Here is a 17,015-nt window from a genome sequence, read left to right as displayed (position 1 = left end):
CCCTGTGAAGACTCCGGTGCCCTGGCGGGCCCGTTCGCTCGAAAGCCGCCGAACACATCTTCACCCGTGAGTTCCGCACGGTGATCTCGTGACAGGCGTGACTGTCCGCGACCGCACGACTCCTGCGAGTGTCGTCTCCGGCCGTACGACGAGGGGCGGGAGGCGCATGGACAAGCGGTACGAGGTGTACGCGCTCGCCGACGGACACTTCTACGACACGCCCGACCGGCTCCCGGGAGCGGGCGGTGAGCCGGCGCCGCTGTTCGCGACGGCGCGTCGCACCGTCCCGGAGGGCTGGCACGCGGCACGCTCCGGCGACTGGCTGACGCTGACCCCGGTCGGCGCGGACGGCGCGCCGCTGCCGTCGCCGGCGCAGGGCTGGAAGATCCATTCCTCGGCGACGGCGGCGAACGCGGAACGGATCGCGCAGCTCGTCTGGGACTACTGCGTGCCGCGCCGCATCCCGTTCAAGTTCGTGCCCGGCCCGCACCTGCTGCATCTGCGCAACGCCAAGTACGCGGGCCGCGACACCAGCGGCAAGTTCGTCACCGTCTATCCGGCGGACGAGGAGCAGCTGCACCGGACGCTGCGGGAACTGGGCGCGCTGCTGGAGGGTTTCGAGGGGCCGTACATCCTCACCGACCTGCGCTGGCACGACGGTCCGCTCTACGTCCGCTACGGCGCCTTCGCCCGCCGGTACGTCGTCGACGAGCGCGGCTCGCTGGTCCCGGCGGTGACCGACGGCACCGGCCGGCTGGTGCCGGACCGGCGGGCGCCGTCCTTCCAGGTGCCCGAGTGGGTGAGCCTGCCGGAGTTCCTGCGGCCGCATCTTCAGGCCCGCAACACCACGACGGTCGGCGACCTGCCGTACCGCATCGAGAAGGCGCTGCACTTCTCCAACGGCGGCGGGGTCTACGCCGGCACCGACACGCGGGACGGGCGCCGGGTGGTGCTCAAGGAGGCCCGGCCGCACGCCGGTCTCGCCGCCGACGGCGCGGACGCGGTGGCCAGGCTGGAGCGGGAGAAGGCGGCGCTGGAACGGGTCGCAGGGACCGGGGTCGTACCCGAGGTACGGGACTGGTTCACGCTCGGCGAGCACCGGTTCCTGGTCATGGACCAGCTGGCGGGCCGCCCGCTCAACTCCTTCTTCGCCGAGCGGCATCCGCTGCTCACGCCCGACCCCGACCCGGCCGCGATCGCCGCGTACACCGCGTGGGCGCTGCGGATCAACGCGGCGGTGGAGCGGGCGGTGGCGGCGGTTCATGCGCGCGGGCTGGTCTTCAACGACCTGCATGTCTTCAACATCATGGTGTCCGAGGACGAACAGTCGGTGTACCTCATCGACTTCGAGGCCGCCGCCCCGGCCGCGGAGAACGCCCGGCAGACCGTCGCCCACCCCGGCTTCTTCGCCCCGCCGGACCGCCGTGGCACCGATGTCGACCGCTATGCGCTGGCCTGTCTGCGGCTCGCCCTGTTCCTGCCGGTGACCACGCTGTTCGTGGTGGACCGCGGCAAGGCCGCGCATCTCGCGCAGGTGATCGCCGAGCAGTTCCCGGACGTGCCGCGCGCCTTCCTGGACGAGGCGGTCGCGGAGATCACCCGGGATCCGGCGGGCGGGCGGCGCACCCGGTCCGCCCCTTTGGTGGTGCCCGGCGACTGGCCCTACAGCCGGGACTCGATGGTGAAGGCGATCCTCGCCTCCGCCAGCCCGGAACGCGACGACCGGCTGTTCCCCGGCGACATCGCCCAGTTCGCGGACGGCGGCGGCCTCGGCCTCGCGCACGGCGCGGCCGGAGTGCTGTACGCGCTCCAGGCGTCCGGGGCCGGCCAGTACGACGAGGGCGAACGCTGGCTGCTGGACCACACCGCTCCGCCGCCGCCCGGCACCCCGCTCGGCCTGTACGACGGCCTCGCGGGCGTCGCCCTCGTCCTCGACCGACTTGGGCACCGGCAGCGGGCGTTGGACCTGCTGGACGGCATCCTGCGGGAGAACTGGCGCAGCCTCGCCTCCGACCTGCACGGTGGACTCGCCGGGCTCGGCCTCGTCCTCGGCCACCTGGCGGACACGACGGGCGAGCCGGCCTTGCGGCAACACGCCGCCGAGGCCGCCGACATCCTCCTGCGACGACTCGCCGAACCGGTCCCGGACACCCCGCGCCGACGCGCCGGGCTGCTGCGCGGCGCGAGCGGGCCCGCGCTGTTCCTGCTCAGGCGGTACGAGGAGACCGGCGACGAAGGTTGCCTCAGCGCGGCGGGCGAGGCGCTCCGCCGCGACCTGGACTGCTGTGTGACCCAGGAGGCGGGCGGCGGCCTGGAGGTGGACGAGGGCTGGCGGACGCTGCCCTATCTGGGCGACGGCAGCGCGGGGATCGGCCTCGTGCTGGACGACTACCTGGCGCACGCCACAGGCCTCACCGAGGAGTTCGAGCGCGCCCGGGCCGGCATCATCACCGCCGCCACCTCCCGCTTCTACGCCCAGCCCGGCCTCTTCCAGGGCCGCGCCGGAATGATCCTGCACCTCGCCCGCAGCAACGCGCCGGGCGCCGGCCGTGACCGGCTGGCGCAGCAGATCGCGGGTCTGGGCTGGTTCGCGATGGACTACCAGGGCCAACTGGCCTTCCCCGGGCACCAGATGATGCGGCTCTCGATGGACCTGGCCACCGGTACGGCGGGCTGCCTGCTCGCGCTCGCCGCGGCCCGCGACCAGCCCAGCACCGCGCACCTGCCCTTCCTTCCGCCGCCACCGGCGGCCCACACACGCGGCTCCGCACCGACGGAGCCGTGACACAACCCCGTCCCCAATCAGGGAAAGGACACCGTCATGGCACTGCTGGACCTGCAGACCCTCGAGTCCGAGGAGCACACCCACAACGGAGCGAGCACCGCGAGCCTGCTCTCCTGTGTCTCCGCGGCGAGCGTTCTGCTCTGTCTCTGACCGGGCCGGTGAGTCCACGGCTCCGGACGGCGCCCTCCCTCGCGGGAGGGGCCGTCCGGAGCCTCCGGCCGGAAGGGTGACCGAGTTCCCTCCCGGCGAAGGAGAGACCGGCCGCCCGCGATGTCGGCAGCCGCAACTCCGCGAGCGAACCGCCACCTTGAGCCCCGGCAACCGGCACGGACGAGCCACCGTCCGAAAACCCGGCAACCGCCGCCACTGGCGAGCCGCCATCCCAAACCCTGGCAGCCGCCGCCCGAGCGGGCCACCGACCCACACTCCGGGCAGCCGCCTGAACCGGTCACAAACCCACACCCCGGCCGGACGCCTGAACCGGCCACCAACCCATGCCCCGGCCGCCGCCCGAGCCGACCACCAACGCAAGCCCCCGGTCGGCCACCGCGTCCAGCCGCCGCAGAAGACCCATGACCGCCGTGCGAGCGAGCCGGCCGTCCGAGGTCTTCCTCCGGCGGCGGGCGTCCGTGCGGGTGCCGCCCTCCCGTTGCCGTCCGATCCGAGCGAGGCCGCAGCCGATGAACTCCCGCCCCGCCAGCGCCACTTGTACGGCAGACCGTGCCTTGTCGCGCCGGGTGCTGCGGCAGGGCGGCGTCGCCCGCTGTGCCGCGCTGTGCGCCGTGAGCACGACTGCCACCGCGGCGGGCCTGCTGCTGCCCGCCCTGCTCGGCCACACCCTGGACCTGCTGCTGGCCCGCGCCCCGGCCGCCCGCTGGCTCGGCTGCTGTGCCGGTGTCGTCCTGCTGCTCGCCCTGCTCGACGGCTGCGCGGGCGTGCTGACCGGCACCGCCGACGCCCACGCAACCGCGGGCTTGCGCCGGCAGCTCACCGGACACGTCCTGGCGCTCGGCCCGCGCGCGACGACCCGGTTCGGCGCCGGGGATCTGGTGGCACGGCTGGTCGGCAACGCCGCGCAGGCCGGTACCGCGCCGGGCGCGCTGGCCGCGCTGCTCGCCGCGCTCGCCGGGCCGGTCGGAGGCGTGGTGGCACTGGGCCTCATCGATCCGTTGCTGGCCGTCGTGTTCCTCACCGGGGCGCCGGTCCTGGCCCTGCTGCTGCGCACCTTCGCCCGGGACACCTCGGCGTGCGTGGCCGACTACCAGCGGGTGCAGGGCCGGATCGCCGGCTCGCTGGCGGAGGCGGTCGGCGGTTTCCGTACGATCCGGGCCGCGGGCGCCGAGGAGCGCGAGACGGCCCGGATCCTGGCACCCCTGCCGGAACTGTCCCGTGCCGGGCACCGCATGTGGCGGGTGCAGGGGCGGGCCGCCGCCCAGGCGGTCACCGTGGCACCGCTGCTGAACCTGGGCGTGCTGGCGGTGGCCGGGCTGCTGCTGGCCCGGCATCGCCTGTCGGTGGGCGAGCTGCTGGCCGCCTCGCGGTACGCGGTGCTCGCCACGGGCGTCGGCGCGCTGGTCGGTCAGCTGGCCGCGCTCGCGCGGGCCCGCGCGGCGAGGGGCCGGCTCGCCGAGGTGTGCGCCGAGCCCCCGCCCGGACACGGCAGCCGCCGCCTGCCGCCGGGCAACGGGCGGCTGGAGCTGCGGGCGGTGACCGCACGCCGGGGCGGACGAACCGTCCTGGACGGCGTCGACCTGACCGTCCCGGGCGGCATCACCCTGGCGGTCGTCGGCCGCTCCGGCGCCGGCAAGTCCCTGCTCGCCGAGGTGGCCGGCCGGCTCGCCGACCCCGACGCGGGCGAGGTCCTCCTCGACGGCGTCCCGCTGCCGGAGCTCGCCCACGGCGAGCTGCGCCGCGCCGTCGCCTACGCCTTCGAACGCCCCGCCCTGCTGGGCACGACCGTCGAGGACACGATCGCCTTCGGGTGCACGGCCGCCACCCCGGCCGCCGTCCGCTCCGCCGCCCGCCGCGCCCACGCCGACGACTTCGTACGGCGCCTCCCCGACGGCTACGCCACCCCCATCGCCGACGCGCCCCGCTCGGGCGGCGAGTCCCAACGCCTGGGCCTCGCCCGTGCGTTCGCCCACGGCGGCCGGTTGCTCATCCTCGACGACGCCCTGTCCAGCCTCGACACGGTCACCGAACACCGGATCACCCAGACCCTGCTGGCTCCCGACCCGGACCGCGCCCGCCTGCTGATCGCCCACCGCGCGTCGACGGCGGCCCGCGCCGACCGGGTCGCCTGGCTGGACGCCGGCCGGATCAGGGCCGTCGGGACACACCGGGAGTTGTGGCAGGAGTCGGGGTACCGGGCGGTGTTCGCCGACGGCGAGGAGACGGTGGGCGAGGGCGAGGTGACGACGGGGTCCGCGGACGGCGTCGAGAGCGTGGGCGAGAGGGGGTCACGGGGCTGATGGACGTACTGGTGCCCGTTCCGGCATGCCGGACGGGGGCGGCGGACGGACACGGGGCGCAGGGACCGGCCCGCGGGCACCCTGTCGGGCTGCGCAGCCGGGCGCGCCGGTTCCTGCGTGCGCGGTGGCGGGTCCTGCTCCGGCTCGGACTGTGGTCACTACTGGAGGCGGGACAGACCTTCCTCGTCGGATACGCCCTCGCACGGGCCCTGGACGCCGGGTTCCTGGCCGGGAACGCACGGGCCGGCCTGCTGTGGCTGGGGGCCGCGGGGCTCGCGGTGTGTGCCGGGGCGTACGGGACCGGGCGGGTGTACGGCGTGGTCGCGGCGCTGGTCGAGCCGGCCCGGGACCGTCTGGTCACGGCGGTGGTCGCGCGCGGTGTGCGGGAGGCGGACCCGGGTGCTCTGTCCGGGCTCACCCAGCAGGTGGAGATCGCCCGGGACACCCTCGCCGGGGTGGTGATGGTCTCGCGTTCGTTCCTGTTCACCGCCGCCGGCGCGCTGATCGGCCTGTTCTCCCTGGCCCCGTTGCTGCTGGCGGTCGTCCTGCCCCCGCTGCTCGCCGGGGTGGCCCTGTTCGCCGCGACGCTCGGCCCGCTGGCCCGCCGTCAGGAAACGTTCCTCGACGCCGACGAAGCGCTGGCACAGGCGCTGGGCGCAGCCTGCTCGGGACTGCGGGACATCACGGCGGCCGGCGCCGAGGAGTGCCTCGCCGGCACCGTCGGCGAGCGCACCACAGCGGAACTGCGGGCCGCCCGCGCCCTGGCCCACTGGAGCGTCGCCCGCGTGGCCGCGCTTGTGGTGGGCGGCGAACTCCCCGCGGTACTGCTGCTGCTCACGGCCCCCTGGCTGCTCGACCACGGCGTCACCCCGGGCGCGCTGGTGGGCGCGCTCGCCTATGTCACCCAGTCCTTGCTTCCGGCCCTGAACAACCTGGTCCACGGCCTCGGAACCAGCGGCTCCCGGCTGACAGTGGTTCTTCGCCGGCTCATGGTCCAACGCCTCCAGACGCCCGGCGCCGTGTCGACCAGCGGCTTTGCCGCGGGGCGCGACCAGGCACAGCGGACCCGCACCCGCACGGCAACCGCGCTCCCCCCGTCACCAGGCGCACCCGGCACCGCTCTGTCCCTGAGCTCCCTCACCTTCGCCTACGGCCCCGCGAGCGAACCCGTCCTGAACGACCTCACCCTCGCCCTGCCCACCGGCGCCCACCTGGCCGTCGTAGGCCCCAGCGGTGTCGGCAAGTCGACGCTCACCGCACTGATCGCCGGTCAGCTGATCCCGCAGCACGGCAGCATCCGCGTGCGCGGGGCAACCGTCCTCATCCCGCAGGAGGCCTACGTCCACACCGGCACCCTCGCCGAGAACCTGACCCTGCACCGCTCCGGCCCGGTTCCCGATGCCGAACTCCTCGCCGCCGCCGACGCGGTCGGTCTGACCCCTCTGCTGACGAGACTGGGCGGGCCCCACGCCCCCGTCGAACCGGCGGAGCTCTCCGCGGGTGAGCGCCAGCTCATCGCCCTGGCCCGCGCCCATCTCTCGCCCGCCCCGCTGGCCCTGCTGGACGAGGCGACCTGCCATCTCGATCCGGAGGCGGAGGCGCGTGCCGAGCGGGCCTTCGCGGCCCGCCCGGGCGGCACGCTGATCGTCGTCGCCCACCGGATCAGCTCCGCCCGCCGCGCCGACCTGATCCTCGTCATGGACGGCGCGCGCACCGCCTGCGGCACCCACGACGAGCTGCTGCGCACCTCACCCCTCTACCGGGACCTGGCCGGCCACTGGGCCATGCCGCCCCTCACACCCACCCCTCCCCGCGCGATATGCGAATCGCGTCGATCCGGTTCCGCGCCCCGGTCTTGCGGGTGATCGACGCCATGTAGTTGCGGACCGTGCCGTGGGACAGATGCAGGCTGCCGGCGATCTCCGCTATGGACGCGCCGCCGGCCGCGAGGGACAGCACACTCAGTTCGCGTCTGGTCAGCGGCATCTGGGCCGCTTTGAGGAAACCGAAGCCCAGCGAGTCATCGACGAAACGTTCCCTCGCGGCGACCGACCGGATGGCGCGCACCAGCCGGTCCGGTGAGCCCGCCTTGTCCACGAAGCCGAGCGCGCCCGCCTCGGCGGCCCGCTTCAGCAGTCCCGGGCGGTTCGCCTGGGCCAGTACCACGAGCGCCGGCGGCCTGCCGCCGGCCCCGGGCGGGCACAGCTCGCCGAGCGGCGGCACCCCATGGCCGTCGGCACAGTCGAGGTCCGCCGCGCACACGTCCGGCCCTAAGGACCGCACCCGCGCGGCGGCACCGCGCCATGGCGTGTCGTCCACGTCCAGACCGGGTTCCCGCCGCAGCCATTCGGCCAGGACCGATCGCACCAGACACGCGTCCTGCACCAGAAGCACCCGGATCACTGCCCCGCCCCCTCGGATGGTCGTCGTACGCCCGTTGTTCCGTTCCTCGTCGCCGCCCGTGGTCCGGGCACGGCACGCGCGTGCCCATTCTTGGGCGCCGGTACCGTTCGCGGGCGCGGAGATCTGGCCATAAGGGTGCGCGGGGGCGCATGCGGGGCAGCCCGTACGCCGCCCGCGCTTCCGCTGTCCGGGCATGGGCGCGGCCGGAAGGGGTATCCGGAGGCGGCTCCGCACGCGGGGGACCCCGGTCCGCGGCCGGGGTGCGCGGCGGGCTCGCGCGTGGGAATCCGTGCCCAGATTGCGCGACGCGGCCGTACGAGGAGGTGGTTGGCGTGTCCGACGGACCGGGACCGGCACCGGCGGCCGACGGCGCACCGGCGGACGAGGTGATCCGGCACAGCGCGGCGGCATGGGAGAGGGCGGACGACGTGGCGATACTGCTGCGGCGGGCGTGCGAGGTCCCCTGACCGAATGCGACGGGCCGGCCCTCCCGCCGGAGGGCCGGCCCGTTCCCCGCCGACCGGAACCGCGGGTGAGGCCGGGGGGAGACAGGGGCGCGGGGCTGTGTACCTGTGCGGCTCCGCCGCGTGGGCGCGAGCAACCACGGTGGAGCCGCACACGAAAGACGGCTTGTCGCGGCCCTACCGTCTCGCGGCCCTCCCCGCGGAGCGCTACCGCGTGCTGGTCAGCGACGACCCGTCGTTGGCAGAGCCCGCGCCGGACTGGTCACCGGCGCCCGACTGGTCGCTCGCGGAGGCCGAGGGGTCGGCGGCACCGGACTGGTCGCCAGCCGAGGCCGAGGGGTCGGCGGCACCGGACTGGTCGCCAGCCGAGGCCGAGGGGTCGGCGGCACCGGACTGGTCACCCGCGGAGGCCGAGGGGTTGGCGGCACCGGACTGGTCACCCGCCGAGGCCGACGGGGCGGCGGAACCCGACTGGTCACCCGCGCCGTTGCCGCCGTTCCCCGCGTTGCCGCCGTTGCCGAGGGTCGCGCCGGTGGCCTGCAGGGCGGCGGTGACCGGCTGGAAGAAGGTCTCGCCGCCGTTGGTGCAGTCGCCGCTGCCGCCGGAGGTGAGGCCGACGGCGCTGCCGTCCTGGGTGAACAGGGAGCCGCCGCTGTCGCCGGCCTCGGCGCAGACGTTGGTCTGGATGAGGCCGTTGACGGTGTCGGTGCCGCCGGGGACGGTCTCGCTCGCGAAGTTCACGGTGGCGTCCAGGCCGGTGACCTGGCCGTTGTGCAGACCGGTGGTGGAGCCCATGCGGAAGACGGTCTCGCCGACGGTGGCGTCCGCGGCCTGGGTGATCTGGACGGTCTGGCCGTTGCCGGCATTGACCGTGCTGGACGTCTGCGTGGTCTTGTCGTTGTACTTGACGAGCGAGAAGTCGTTGCCGGGGAACTTGGCCTGGTCCACGGTGGCGATCGGCTGGCCGTTCTGCGAGTCGGACCAGTCCTTGGCGGCGACTCCGCAGTGACCGGCCGTCAGGAAGGCGGGGCTGCCGTCGGCGGCGGTCACGTTGAAGCCGAGGGAGCAGCGGACGCCGCCCTGCTGGGTCTGGGCGAAGATGGCGTCGCCGCCCGCGACGAGGGTCTTGAAGGTGCCGGAGGACTTCTTCAGCGTCGCCATGCCGGAGCCGAGGCTCTGCACGGTCGACTGCAGTCTGTTCCACTTGGCGCCGGTGACGGTGGAGTCGGCGGTGACGAGGACCTTGTCGGTGCGCGGGTCCACGGCCCAGGAGGTACCGGGGATCGTCGCCTTGGTCTTCAGCGTCGTGGCTGCGGCCTTGAGTTCGCGGGTGCTGTTCGGCACCTGACGCGCGACCGCGCCCGCCTTCTTCACCTGCGCGATGACGTTGTTGTCGCCGCCGGCCACATTGACGACGAGTTGCTGCTTGGCGCTGTCGAAGTACGACCCGGCGACGGCGTCACCGAGAACCTTCTGCAACTGGGCAGCGAGATTCGAGGCCTGCGTGGCCTTCAGCGTCCTCGCTGTGCCGGTGGCACCGGATGCCTGGTTCTTGTCCTGTGAGGCCATGGCGTTGGGCAGCAGGATGGCCGCCGCTCCGAGCGCCGCGACACCGCCCACCGCTATCGCCGCCTTGCGCTTGGGCATTCGCTTGTGACTCAAACTTCTCGACCTCCTGGGTACGGGGGTCTGCCGCTTGCGGGCAGTTCGTATCGGGGCGCCTGGATGGCCGTACGTACGCACCGGGCGTGCGGTGTGTTCAATTCCGTTTCCCAACGGCCGTGCCGGGCGGGCGAATCGGCCAGGCACCGCGTGTCGCCGCGGGCGGCCGGGAACAATCCCCCATATGACGATGAGCCCCGCCGAAGCCGACAAGATCCTCTGCGCCAACTTCGCCCCCTGGGTGCTCGATCTCGGGCTGACCGTCGAGGCAGTGGGCGAGGACCGGGCCGTACTGCGACTGCCCTGGTCCGAGCGGTTGGCCCGGGAGGGCGGGGACCTGTCGGGGCAGGCGCTGATGGCGGCCGCCGACACGGCGACGGTGCTCGCGGTGTGCGCCGCACGGGGCGGCTTCGTGCCGATGACGACGGTTCAGCAGTCGACGTCGTTCCAGCGGGCGGTGACCGGTTCGGATGTCCGGATCGAAGCGGTCCTGACGAAGCTGGGCCGCCGGATGGCGTTCGCGGACATCACCCTGAGCGAGGCGGATTCGGGGGCGCTCGCGGCCCGGGCGAGCACGGTCTACGCGATTCTGGGCTGACACGGTCCGCTACCGATCAGTAACAGTCCGTTCCGGGCTCGATGCGGAATCCCTGCTTCAGGGAATCTACACATTGAATACTCAACGAAGTCACCGCCGACCGGGGATCTGCACATCCGTGCGCCCCCCGGCACTCCTTTGGCGAGGAGTGCCGGATTCGCCGCCCCGTCGACAAGGGGCCGGACGCGCCGATGCCGTGTCGCATGTGAAGGAGTCGCCGACATGGCGTGCACACGCCTGCACGGATGAACCCTTTCGCGTGTCAAGTTCCCAGGTGAGAGCCCTGGTTGATTGGAAGCCCGCCCCGCCTGCGTGCTTTGATCCATCGCACCGCGGGGGTCGCGGCGGGCTCCCGGAGACGGGGCCCGGCGCCCGCGGTGGCGGCCGTCCGTCTGTCCCCCAGAAGGGGGCCGCTCCCCCTTTGTGAAATATCCATTAGGAAGGGAAGTTCCACCATGAACTCCACCCCCCAGGTCGAGACCGTCGAGATCTCGGACGCCGAGCTGGACAACGTCTCCGGCGGCCTGTCCGTGAACACCCTGAACACCGTCACCGGCGCCGTGAACGGCGTTGCCCCGGTCTCCGGCGCGGTGAACACGGTCGTCGGCACGGTCGAGGGTGTCACCGGCCTGAACGTGCAGCCGGTCACCGACCTGGTCGCCGGTCTCTGATCGCACCTCGTTGCATCGGAAGTCCCGGAGCCGTCCCTCGGCTCCGGGGCTTGTCGATGCCCTGAAACACCCGCGTCTCTCCCACAGGTGAGGGAAGTCCCGTGCAGTTCCGCCAACAGGCCCTCGCCAAGCTCCAGTCGCCCGAAGAGCTGGACCTTCCGGTGCGGCTGGCCCGTCCCCAGGGCTGGCTCGCCCTGGGCGTCACCGTCGTCGTCATGGCGGCGGCCGCCGTCTGGGCGGTGACCGGCTCGGTCACCTCCACGGTGAGCGCACCGGCCATCCTCACGCACGGGCAGGGCAGTTATCTGCTGCAGAGCCCGGTGTCCGGCCAGGTCACGGCCGTCCTCGCCCAGCAGGGCGAGCGGCTGCCCGCGAACGCGCCGGTCCTCAAGGTCCGTACGGCACAGGGCGACTCGGTGGTCCGCACCGTCGCCGCGGGCCGGGTCACCACGCTCGCCGCCACCATCGGGCAGATCATCCAGACCGGCACCAACGTCGCCGCCGTGGAGAAGGTCGCCCACGCCTCCGACCCGCTGTACGCGACCGTGTACGTGCCCGCCGAGAATGCCGCCGCCATCCCGGCGCACGCCTCCGTGGACCTCACCGTCTCCTCGGTGCCGACCCAGACCTACGGCGTGCTGCGCGGCCATGTGATGTCGGTGGACCGCACCGCGCAGTCCGCCCAGTCGATCTCCGCGTTCCTCGGCGACAGCCAGCTCGGGCAGCAGTTCACCGGCAACGGCCGCCCGGTGGCCGTACTGGTCGCACTCGACAGGTCGCCGGCCACCCAGAGCGGCTACCGCTGGTCCACCAGCGACGGTCCGCCGTTCCGGCTCGACTCCATGACGCTCGCCTCCGGCTCGATCAGGCTGGCCGACCAGCACCCCGTGGATTGGCTGCTCCCGTGACCGTATCGACCGAAGGCCCCCGGGCCACCCACGGCCGCAGACGCGCCGCCCCCGCCAAGCGGCCGGTCCCCAAGCCCCGCGGCGGCACCGTCCGCACGCCCACCGTGCTCCAGATGGAGGCCGTCGAGTGCGGCGCCGCCTCCCTCGCCATGGTCCTCGGCCACTACGGCCGGCACGTCCCGCTGGAGGAGCTGCGCATCGCCTGCGGCGTCTCCCGCGACGGCTCGCGCGCCTCCAACCTGCTGAAGGCGGCCCGCAGTTACGGCCTGACGGCCAAGGGCATGCAGATGGACCTGGCCGCCCTCGCCGAGGTGCAGGCACCGGCCGTCCTGTTCTGGGAGTTCAACCACTACGTCGTCTACGACGGCATGGGCCGCCGCTTCGGCCGGCGCGGCGTGTACATCAACGACCCCGCCAAGGGCCGCCGTTTCGTGCCTATGGAGGAGTTCGACGGCAGCTTCACCGGTGTGGTGCTGGTGATGGAGCCGGGCGACGGCTTCACCAAGGGCGGGCGCCGCCCCGGCGTCCTCGGCGCGATGCCGGCCCGGCTGCGCGGCACCGCCGGCACCCTGCCCGCCGCCGTCCTGGCCAGCCTGCTGCTGGTCGCGGTCGGCGCCGCCGTGCCCGCGCTCAGCCGCACCTACATCGACACGTTCCTCATCGGCGGCCGGACCTCCCTGCTGGGCGTACTGTTCGCCTCGATGGGCACCTGTGTCCTGCTCACCCTGGTGCTGACCTGGCTCCAGCAGGCCAACCTGCTGCACGGCCGGATCATCTCCTCCACCCTCTCCAGCGCCCGCTTCCTGCGCCATCTGCTGCGGCTGCCGGTGACGTTCTTCGCCCAGCGCTCCCCCGCCGACCTGGTGCAGCGCCTGCAGTCCAACGACCAGGTCGCCGAGACCCTGGCCCGCGACCTCGCGGCGGCCGGCGTGGACGCGATCGTCGTCGTCCTGTACGCCGTCCTGCTCTACACCTACGATCCGCAGCTGACGTTCCTCGGCATCGGCGTGGCCCTGCTCAACGTGGTCGCCATGCGGCTGGTCGTACGGCTGCGCGCGACCCGCACGGCGAAGCTGCGCGCGGACACGGCACGGCTGACGAACACGTCGTACACCGGACTTCAGCTGATCGAGACGATGAAGGCGACCGGCGGCGAGGACGGCTACTTCCGCAAGTGGGCCGGGCAGCACGCCACCACCCTGGAGGAGCAGCAGCGGCTCGGGGTGCCGAGCGCCTGGCTGGGTGTGGTCGCGCCGACGCTTGCCACCTTCAACAGCGCGCTGATCCTGTGGATCGGTGGCCTGCGGGCGGTCGAGGGGCACATCTCGGTGGGTCTGCTGGTCGCCTTCCAGGCGCTGGTGACCCGCTTCACCGCTCCCCTCACGCGGCTGAACGGGGTCGCGGGCCGCATCCAGGACTTCGCCGCCGACGTGGCCCGGCTGAAGGACGTGGAGAACTTCCAGGCCGACCCGCTCTACGCCCGTCCGGGCGGCGCCGACTCCACGCGCCGGCTGCACGGGCACGTCGAGCTGGAGAACGTCACCTTCGGCTACAGCCCGCTGGACAAACCGCTGCTGAGCGGCTTCGACCTGACCGTGGGCCCGGGTCAGCAGGTGGCGCTGGTCGGCGGCTCCGGCAGCGGCAAGTCCACGGTGTCCCGGCTGATCTCGGGCCTGTACGCGCCGTGGGACGGGGTGATCCGCATCGACGGCCGGCGCCTGGAGGACATCCCGCGCGGCGCGCTCGCCGCCTCCGTCTCCTTCGTCGACCAGGACGTGTTCCTCTTCGAGGGCTCGGTCCGCGACAACGTGGCGCTGTGGGACCCGTCGATCCCGGACGAGGCCGTGGTGGAGGCGCTGAAGGACGCCGCGCTGTACGACGTGGTGATGCGCCGGCCGGGCGGCATCCACAGCACGGTCGAGCAGGACGGCCACAACTTCTCCGGCGGCCAGCGCCAACGGCTCGAGATCGCCCGGGCCCTGGTCCGCAGGCCGAGCATCCTCGTCCTGGACGAGGTGACCAGCGCGCTGGACGCGGAGACCGAGCTGGTCGTGATGGACAACCTGCGCCGGCGCGGCTGCGCCTGCGTGGTGATCGCGCACCGGCTGAGCACGGTCCGCGACAGCGACGAGATCGTGGTGCTGCAGCACGGCACGGTCGTGGAGCGCGGGCGGCACGAGGAGCTGGTGGCGCGCGGTGGCGCGTACGCCGCGCTGGTCAGGGAGCGGTGAGATGACGACCGTCGGCGAAGGTGACCTCGTTCTGGGCGCGCTCGGCTCCCTGGGCTCGCGCATCGACTGCGCCGGTTTCAACCGGCTGGACCTGGAAGGCCCGCAGGTGCTGTGGCTGGTCACGGCCGGCGCCCTGGACCTGTTCGCGGTGGACGCGGCCCAGCAGGGCCACTGGCACCACCTGGGCCGGCTGGAGGCGGGCGCGCTGCTGCTCGGCCCGGTCGCGGGCCCCCAGCACACCCTGGTGGCGCGCCCGGTGCGGGACTGTGTGGTGCACCGCATCAGCCTGCGCGAGCTGTACCAGCCCGCGAACACCCAGACCTGGTCGTACGACGAGTACGGCAACCCCCAGTACGTGCCGCCCGCCACCAGCCCGCTGGAGTACGCGGTCGCGCTCGGCGTCGGCCGCGGCCTGTCCGTGCTGTTCCAGGCGCCGATGGCGGAAGAGCGGGCCGCCACCCCCACCGACGACGACGTGTTCTGGATGCAGGTCCCCCCGGGCAGCGTCCAGTACGGCTCGTTGTACGGCGCGGAGGCCGCCGCCGACCTGCTGATGGACCCGGCGCTGTGGCAGTCGATGGTCGACCAGCAGTACCGGCTGCTGACCGCGCTGGACCGGTGGATCGAGCAGCTTGAGCGCACCCACGAGACCCGTACGGCCGCCGGGATCAAGGCCGGTGAGGCGGTGCGCGCGCAGGCCGACCAGACCCTGCTCGCGTCCATCGGCAAGCGCTCGGCCCGCCGGACGACGGCCGCCGATGCCGACGCCGGGTACGCGGCCTGCAAGCTGGTCGCCGAGGCGGCCGGGATCAAGCTCGCCGAGCCCGCGCAGAGCGGCACCGAGAGCGAACGCCTCGACCCGGTCGAACGGGTGGCGCTCGCCTCCCGGGTGCGTGCCCGGGCCGTACGGCTGCAGGGGCGCTGGTGGCGGGAGAACGTGGGCCCGCTGGTCGGGCACCGGGCGCTGTCGGGCGCGCCGGTCGCGCTGCTGTGGCGGCGCGGCGGGTATGTGGCCGTGCACCCCGGCACCGGGCGTGAGACGCCGGTCGAGAAGGCGAACGCGGAGGAGTTCGAGCCGCGCGCGGTGATGTTCTACCGGCCGCTGCCCGACAAGGCGCTGACGCCGTTCGGTCTGCTGCGGTTCAGCCTGCAGGGCACCCGCGGCGATCTGCTCGGTCTGCTGCTCGCCGGGCTGGTGACGGTGGCGATCGGCGCGCTGGTGCCGGTCGCGACCGGCAAGGTGCTCGGCGAGTACGTGCCCAGGGCGCAGACGGGCCTGATCGTCCAGGTGTGTCTGGCCGTGATGGTGAGCGGGGTGGTCGCGGCGGCGTTCACGCTGCTGGAGAACCTCTCCATCCTGCGCCTGGAGGGCCGGATCGAGGCCGCGCTGCAGCCCGCCGTCTGGGACCGGCTGCTGCGGCTGCCGACCCGGTTCTTCACCCAGCGCTCCACCGGCGAACTCGCCAGCGCCGCCATGGGCATCAGCGCGATCCGCCGGCTGCTGGCGGGCGTCGGGCCGGTGGTCGCGCAGTCGGTGACGGTCGGCGCGATGAACCTGGGCCTGCTGTTCTGGTACAGCCCCTCGATGGCCCTGGCGGCGCTCGGCATGCTCGTCGTCATCGCCGCCGTGTTCCTGGGGCTCGGGCTGTGGCAGGTGCGCTGGCAGCGGAAACTGACGGTGCTCGGCAACAAGCTCAACAACCAGGCCTTCCAGACCCTGCGCGGCCTGCCCAAGCTGCGGGTGGCGGCGGCCGAGAACTACGCCTACGCGGCCTGGGCGCGGGAGTTCGCGCGCAGCCGGGAGCTGCAGCAGAAGGTCGGCCGGATCAAGAACCTCACCACGGTGCTCGGCGGGATCTATCTGCCGGTGTGCACGCTGCTGATGTTCATGCTGCTGGCGGGTCCGGCGAAGGGCGCGATGTCGGCGGCGGACTTCCTCACCTTCAACACCTCGGTGACGATGGTCCTGACCTCGGTCACCCAGCTGACCGGCTCCTTCGTCTCGGCGGTGGCGGCGCTGCCGCTGTTCGAGGAGATCAAGCCGGTCTTCGAGGCGACCCCCGAGGTGCGCACGTCGAGCACCCGGCCGGGCCCGCTGTCCGGCGCGATCGAGGCCCGCCGGCTGTCCTTCCGGTACGCCGACGACGGCCCGCTCGTCCTGGACGACGTCTCCTTCGCCGTCCGGCCGGGCGAGTTCGTGGCGGTCGTCGGCCCGAGCGGCTGCGGCAAGTCCACGCTGCTCCGGCTTCTCATCGGCTTCGACAAGCCGGTCTCCGGCAGTGTCCTGTACGACGGCCAGGACCTCTCGGCGCTGGACCAGTCGGCCGTGCGCCGCCAGTGCGGGGTCGTGCTGCAGCACGCGCAGCCGTTCACCGGCTCCATCCTGGACGTCATCTGCGGCACCGAGCCGTACACGCCCGAGGAGGCGATGGCGGCGGCCGAGATGGCGGGGCTGGCGGAGGACATCAAGCGGATGCCGATGGGCCTGCACACGATCGTGGGCGCGAGCGGCGCGATCTCCGGCGGTCAGCGGCAGCGGCTGATGATCGCCCAGGCCCTGATCCGGCGCCCGCGGATCCTGTTCTTCGACGAGGCCACCAGCGCGCTGGACAACGACACCCAGCGCATCGTCATCGACAGCACCCGCAAGCTGAACGCCACCCGGATCGTGATCGCTCACCGGTTGTCGACGGTCCTGGACGCCGACCGGGTGATCGTGATGGAGGACGGCAAGGTCGTCCAGCAGGGCGCACCGGCGGAGCTGCTCGCCGACACCGCGGGCCGGCTGCACGAGCTGGTGCGCCGGCAGCTGACGTAGCGTC

Annotated in this window: 13 protein-coding genes; 10 read left to right on the top strand and 3 right to left on the bottom strand. The window is 73.2% G+C overall.

The window, feature by feature from the left end:
* Nucleotides 1-166: 166 nt before the first annotated feature.
* Both lanKC and ACWC2T_RS12410 read left to right on the top strand, forming a co-directional pair.
* Nucleotides 167-2,785, top strand: a complete 2,619-nt coding sequence (gene lanKC, locus ACWC2T_RS12415) for a class III lanthionine synthetase LanKC (RefSeq protein ID WP_450670404.1) — start codon at nucleotides 167-169, stop codon at nucleotides 2,783-2,785.
* Nucleotides 2,786-2,821: 36 nt separating this feature from the next.
* Nucleotides 2,822-2,935 carry a SapB/AmfS family lanthipeptide gene (locus ACWC2T_RS12410; RefSeq protein ID WP_228623786.1) on the top strand — a complete coding sequence of 38 codons (114 nt, stop codon included), beginning with the start codon at nucleotides 2,822-2,824 and terminating at the stop codon, nucleotides 2,933-2,935.
* Nucleotides 2,936-3,233: 298 nt separating this feature from the next.
* Here the strand turns inward: ACWC2T_RS12410 and ACWC2T_RS12405 are convergent, their stop codons facing one another.
* On the bottom strand, nucleotides 3,234-3,584 hold the full coding sequence (locus ACWC2T_RS12405) for a hypothetical protein (protein WP_450670412.1): 351 nt from the start codon (nucleotides 3,582-3,584) through the stop codon (nucleotides 3,234-3,236).
* Between ACWC2T_RS12405 and ACWC2T_RS12400 the strand changes: the two genes are divergently transcribed.
* Both ACWC2T_RS12400 and ACWC2T_RS12395 read left to right on the top strand, forming a co-directional pair.
* Nucleotides 3,466-5,256: an ABC transporter ATP-binding protein gene (locus ACWC2T_RS12400; protein WP_450670302.1), complete on the top strand. Its 1,791-nt coding sequence runs from the start codon at nucleotides 3,466-3,468 to the stop codon at nucleotides 5,254-5,256. The genes ACWC2T_RS12405 and ACWC2T_RS12400 overlap by 119 nt on opposite strands.
* Nucleotides 5,256-7,121 (top strand): ATP-binding cassette domain-containing protein, encoded by a 1,866-nt coding sequence (locus ACWC2T_RS12395; protein ID WP_450670301.1) that lies wholly within the window; start codon nucleotides 5,256-5,258, stop codon nucleotides 7,119-7,121. The genes ACWC2T_RS12400 and ACWC2T_RS12395 overlap by 1 nt, the downstream gene beginning before the upstream one ends.
* Here ACWC2T_RS12395 and ACWC2T_RS12390 read toward each other — a convergent pair.
* Entirely contained in the window at nucleotides 7,051-7,659 is a 609-nt protein-coding gene (locus ACWC2T_RS12390; protein WP_450670300.1) for a LuxR C-terminal-related transcriptional regulator, read from the bottom strand. The genes ACWC2T_RS12395 and ACWC2T_RS12390 overlap by 71 nt on opposite strands.
* A 332-nt stretch (nucleotides 7,660-7,991) precedes the next feature.
* On the opposite strand from ACWC2T_RS12390, the gene ACWC2T_RS12385 reads away from it, so the two are divergent.
* Nucleotides 7,992-8,126, top strand: a complete 135-nt coding sequence (locus ACWC2T_RS12385; RefSeq protein ID WP_450670299.1) for a hypothetical protein — start codon at nucleotides 7,992-7,994, stop codon at nucleotides 8,124-8,126.
* 204 nt (nucleotides 8,127-8,330) lie between these two features.
* Here ACWC2T_RS12385 and ACWC2T_RS12380 read toward each other — a convergent pair whose 3' ends face one another.
* Nucleotides 8,331-9,770, bottom strand: a complete 1,440-nt coding sequence (locus ACWC2T_RS12380; RefSeq protein WP_450670403.1) for a S1 family peptidase — start codon at nucleotides 9,768-9,770, stop codon at nucleotides 8,331-8,333.
* Between the two features lie 199 nt (nucleotides 9,771-9,969).
* Here ACWC2T_RS12380 and ACWC2T_RS12375 point away from each other — a divergent pair, with 199 nt between their 5' ends.
* The 5 genes from ACWC2T_RS12375 (at nucleotide 9,970) to ACWC2T_RS12355 (ending at nucleotide 17,011) form a co-directional block, all read left to right on the top strand.
* Nucleotides 9,970-10,383, top strand: a complete 414-nt coding sequence (locus tag ACWC2T_RS12375; protein ID WP_450670298.1) for a PaaI family thioesterase — start codon at nucleotides 9,970-9,972, stop codon at nucleotides 10,381-10,383.
* Between the two features lie 455 nt (nucleotides 10,384-10,838).
* Entirely contained in the window at nucleotides 10,839-11,054 is a 216-nt protein-coding gene (locus ACWC2T_RS12370) for a type A2 lantipeptide (RefSeq protein ID WP_450670297.1), read from the top strand.
* Between the two features lie 101 nt (nucleotides 11,055-11,155).
* Nucleotides 11,156-11,962 carry an HlyD family efflux transporter periplasmic adaptor subunit gene (locus ACWC2T_RS12365; protein ID WP_450670296.1) on the top strand — a complete coding sequence of 269 codons (807 nt, stop codon included), beginning with the start codon at nucleotides 11,156-11,158 and terminating at the stop codon, nucleotides 11,960-11,962.
* On the top strand, nucleotides 11,959-14,193 hold the full coding sequence (locus ACWC2T_RS12360) for an NHLP family bacteriocin export ABC transporter peptidase/permease/ATPase subunit (RefSeq protein WP_450670295.1): 2,235 nt from the start codon (nucleotides 11,959-11,961) through the stop codon (nucleotides 14,191-14,193). Before ACWC2T_RS12365 ends, ACWC2T_RS12360 begins: the two co-directional genes overlap by 4 nt.
* Nucleotide 14,194: 1 nt before the next feature.
* Nucleotides 14,195-17,011: an NHLP bacteriocin export ABC transporter permease/ATPase subunit gene (locus ACWC2T_RS12355; protein WP_450670294.1), complete on the top strand. Its 2,817-nt coding sequence runs from the start codon at nucleotides 14,195-14,197 to the stop codon at nucleotides 17,009-17,011.
* Nucleotides 17,012-17,015 lie beyond the last annotated feature (4 nt).

It is taken from the genome of Streptomyces sp. NPDC001393, assembly GCF_053597455.1.
The sequence above is the reverse complement of the archived record's forward strand: the minus strand, read 5'-3'. Positions and strand labels throughout refer to the sequence as shown.

Excerpts from the sequence above, each read along its gene's own strand:
- ACWC2T_RS12375 (WP_450670298.1), top strand. The coding sequence starts at position 9,970 with ATGACGATGAGCCCCGCCGAAGCCGACAAGATCCTCTGCGCCAACTTC.
- ACWC2T_RS12380 (WP_450670403.1), bottom strand. The coding sequence starts at position 9,770 with ATGCCCAAGCGCAAGGCGGCGATAGCGGTGGGCGGTGTCGCGGCGCTC.
- ACWC2T_RS12370 (WP_450670297.1), top strand. The coding sequence starts at position 10,839 with ATGAACTCCACCCCCCAGGTCGAGACCGTCGAGATCTCGGACGCCGAG.
- ACWC2T_RS12400 (WP_450670302.1), top strand. The coding sequence starts at position 3,466 with ATGAACTCCCGCCCCGCCAGCGCCACTTGTACGGCAGACCGTGCCTTG.
- ACWC2T_RS12410 (WP_228623786.1), top strand. The coding sequence starts at position 2,822 with ATGGCACTGCTGGACCTGCAGACCCTCGAGTCCGAGGAGCACACCCAC.
- ACWC2T_RS12395 (WP_450670301.1), top strand. The coding sequence starts at position 5,256 with ATGGACGTACTGGTGCCCGTTCCGGCATGCCGGACGGGGGCGGCGGAC.
- lanKC (WP_450670404.1), top strand. The coding sequence starts at position 167 with ATGGACAAGCGGTACGAGGTGTACGCGCTCGCCGACGGACACTTCTAC.
- ACWC2T_RS12355 (WP_450670294.1), top strand. The coding sequence starts at position 14,195 with ATGACGACCGTCGGCGAAGGTGACCTCGTTCTGGGCGCGCTCGGCTCC.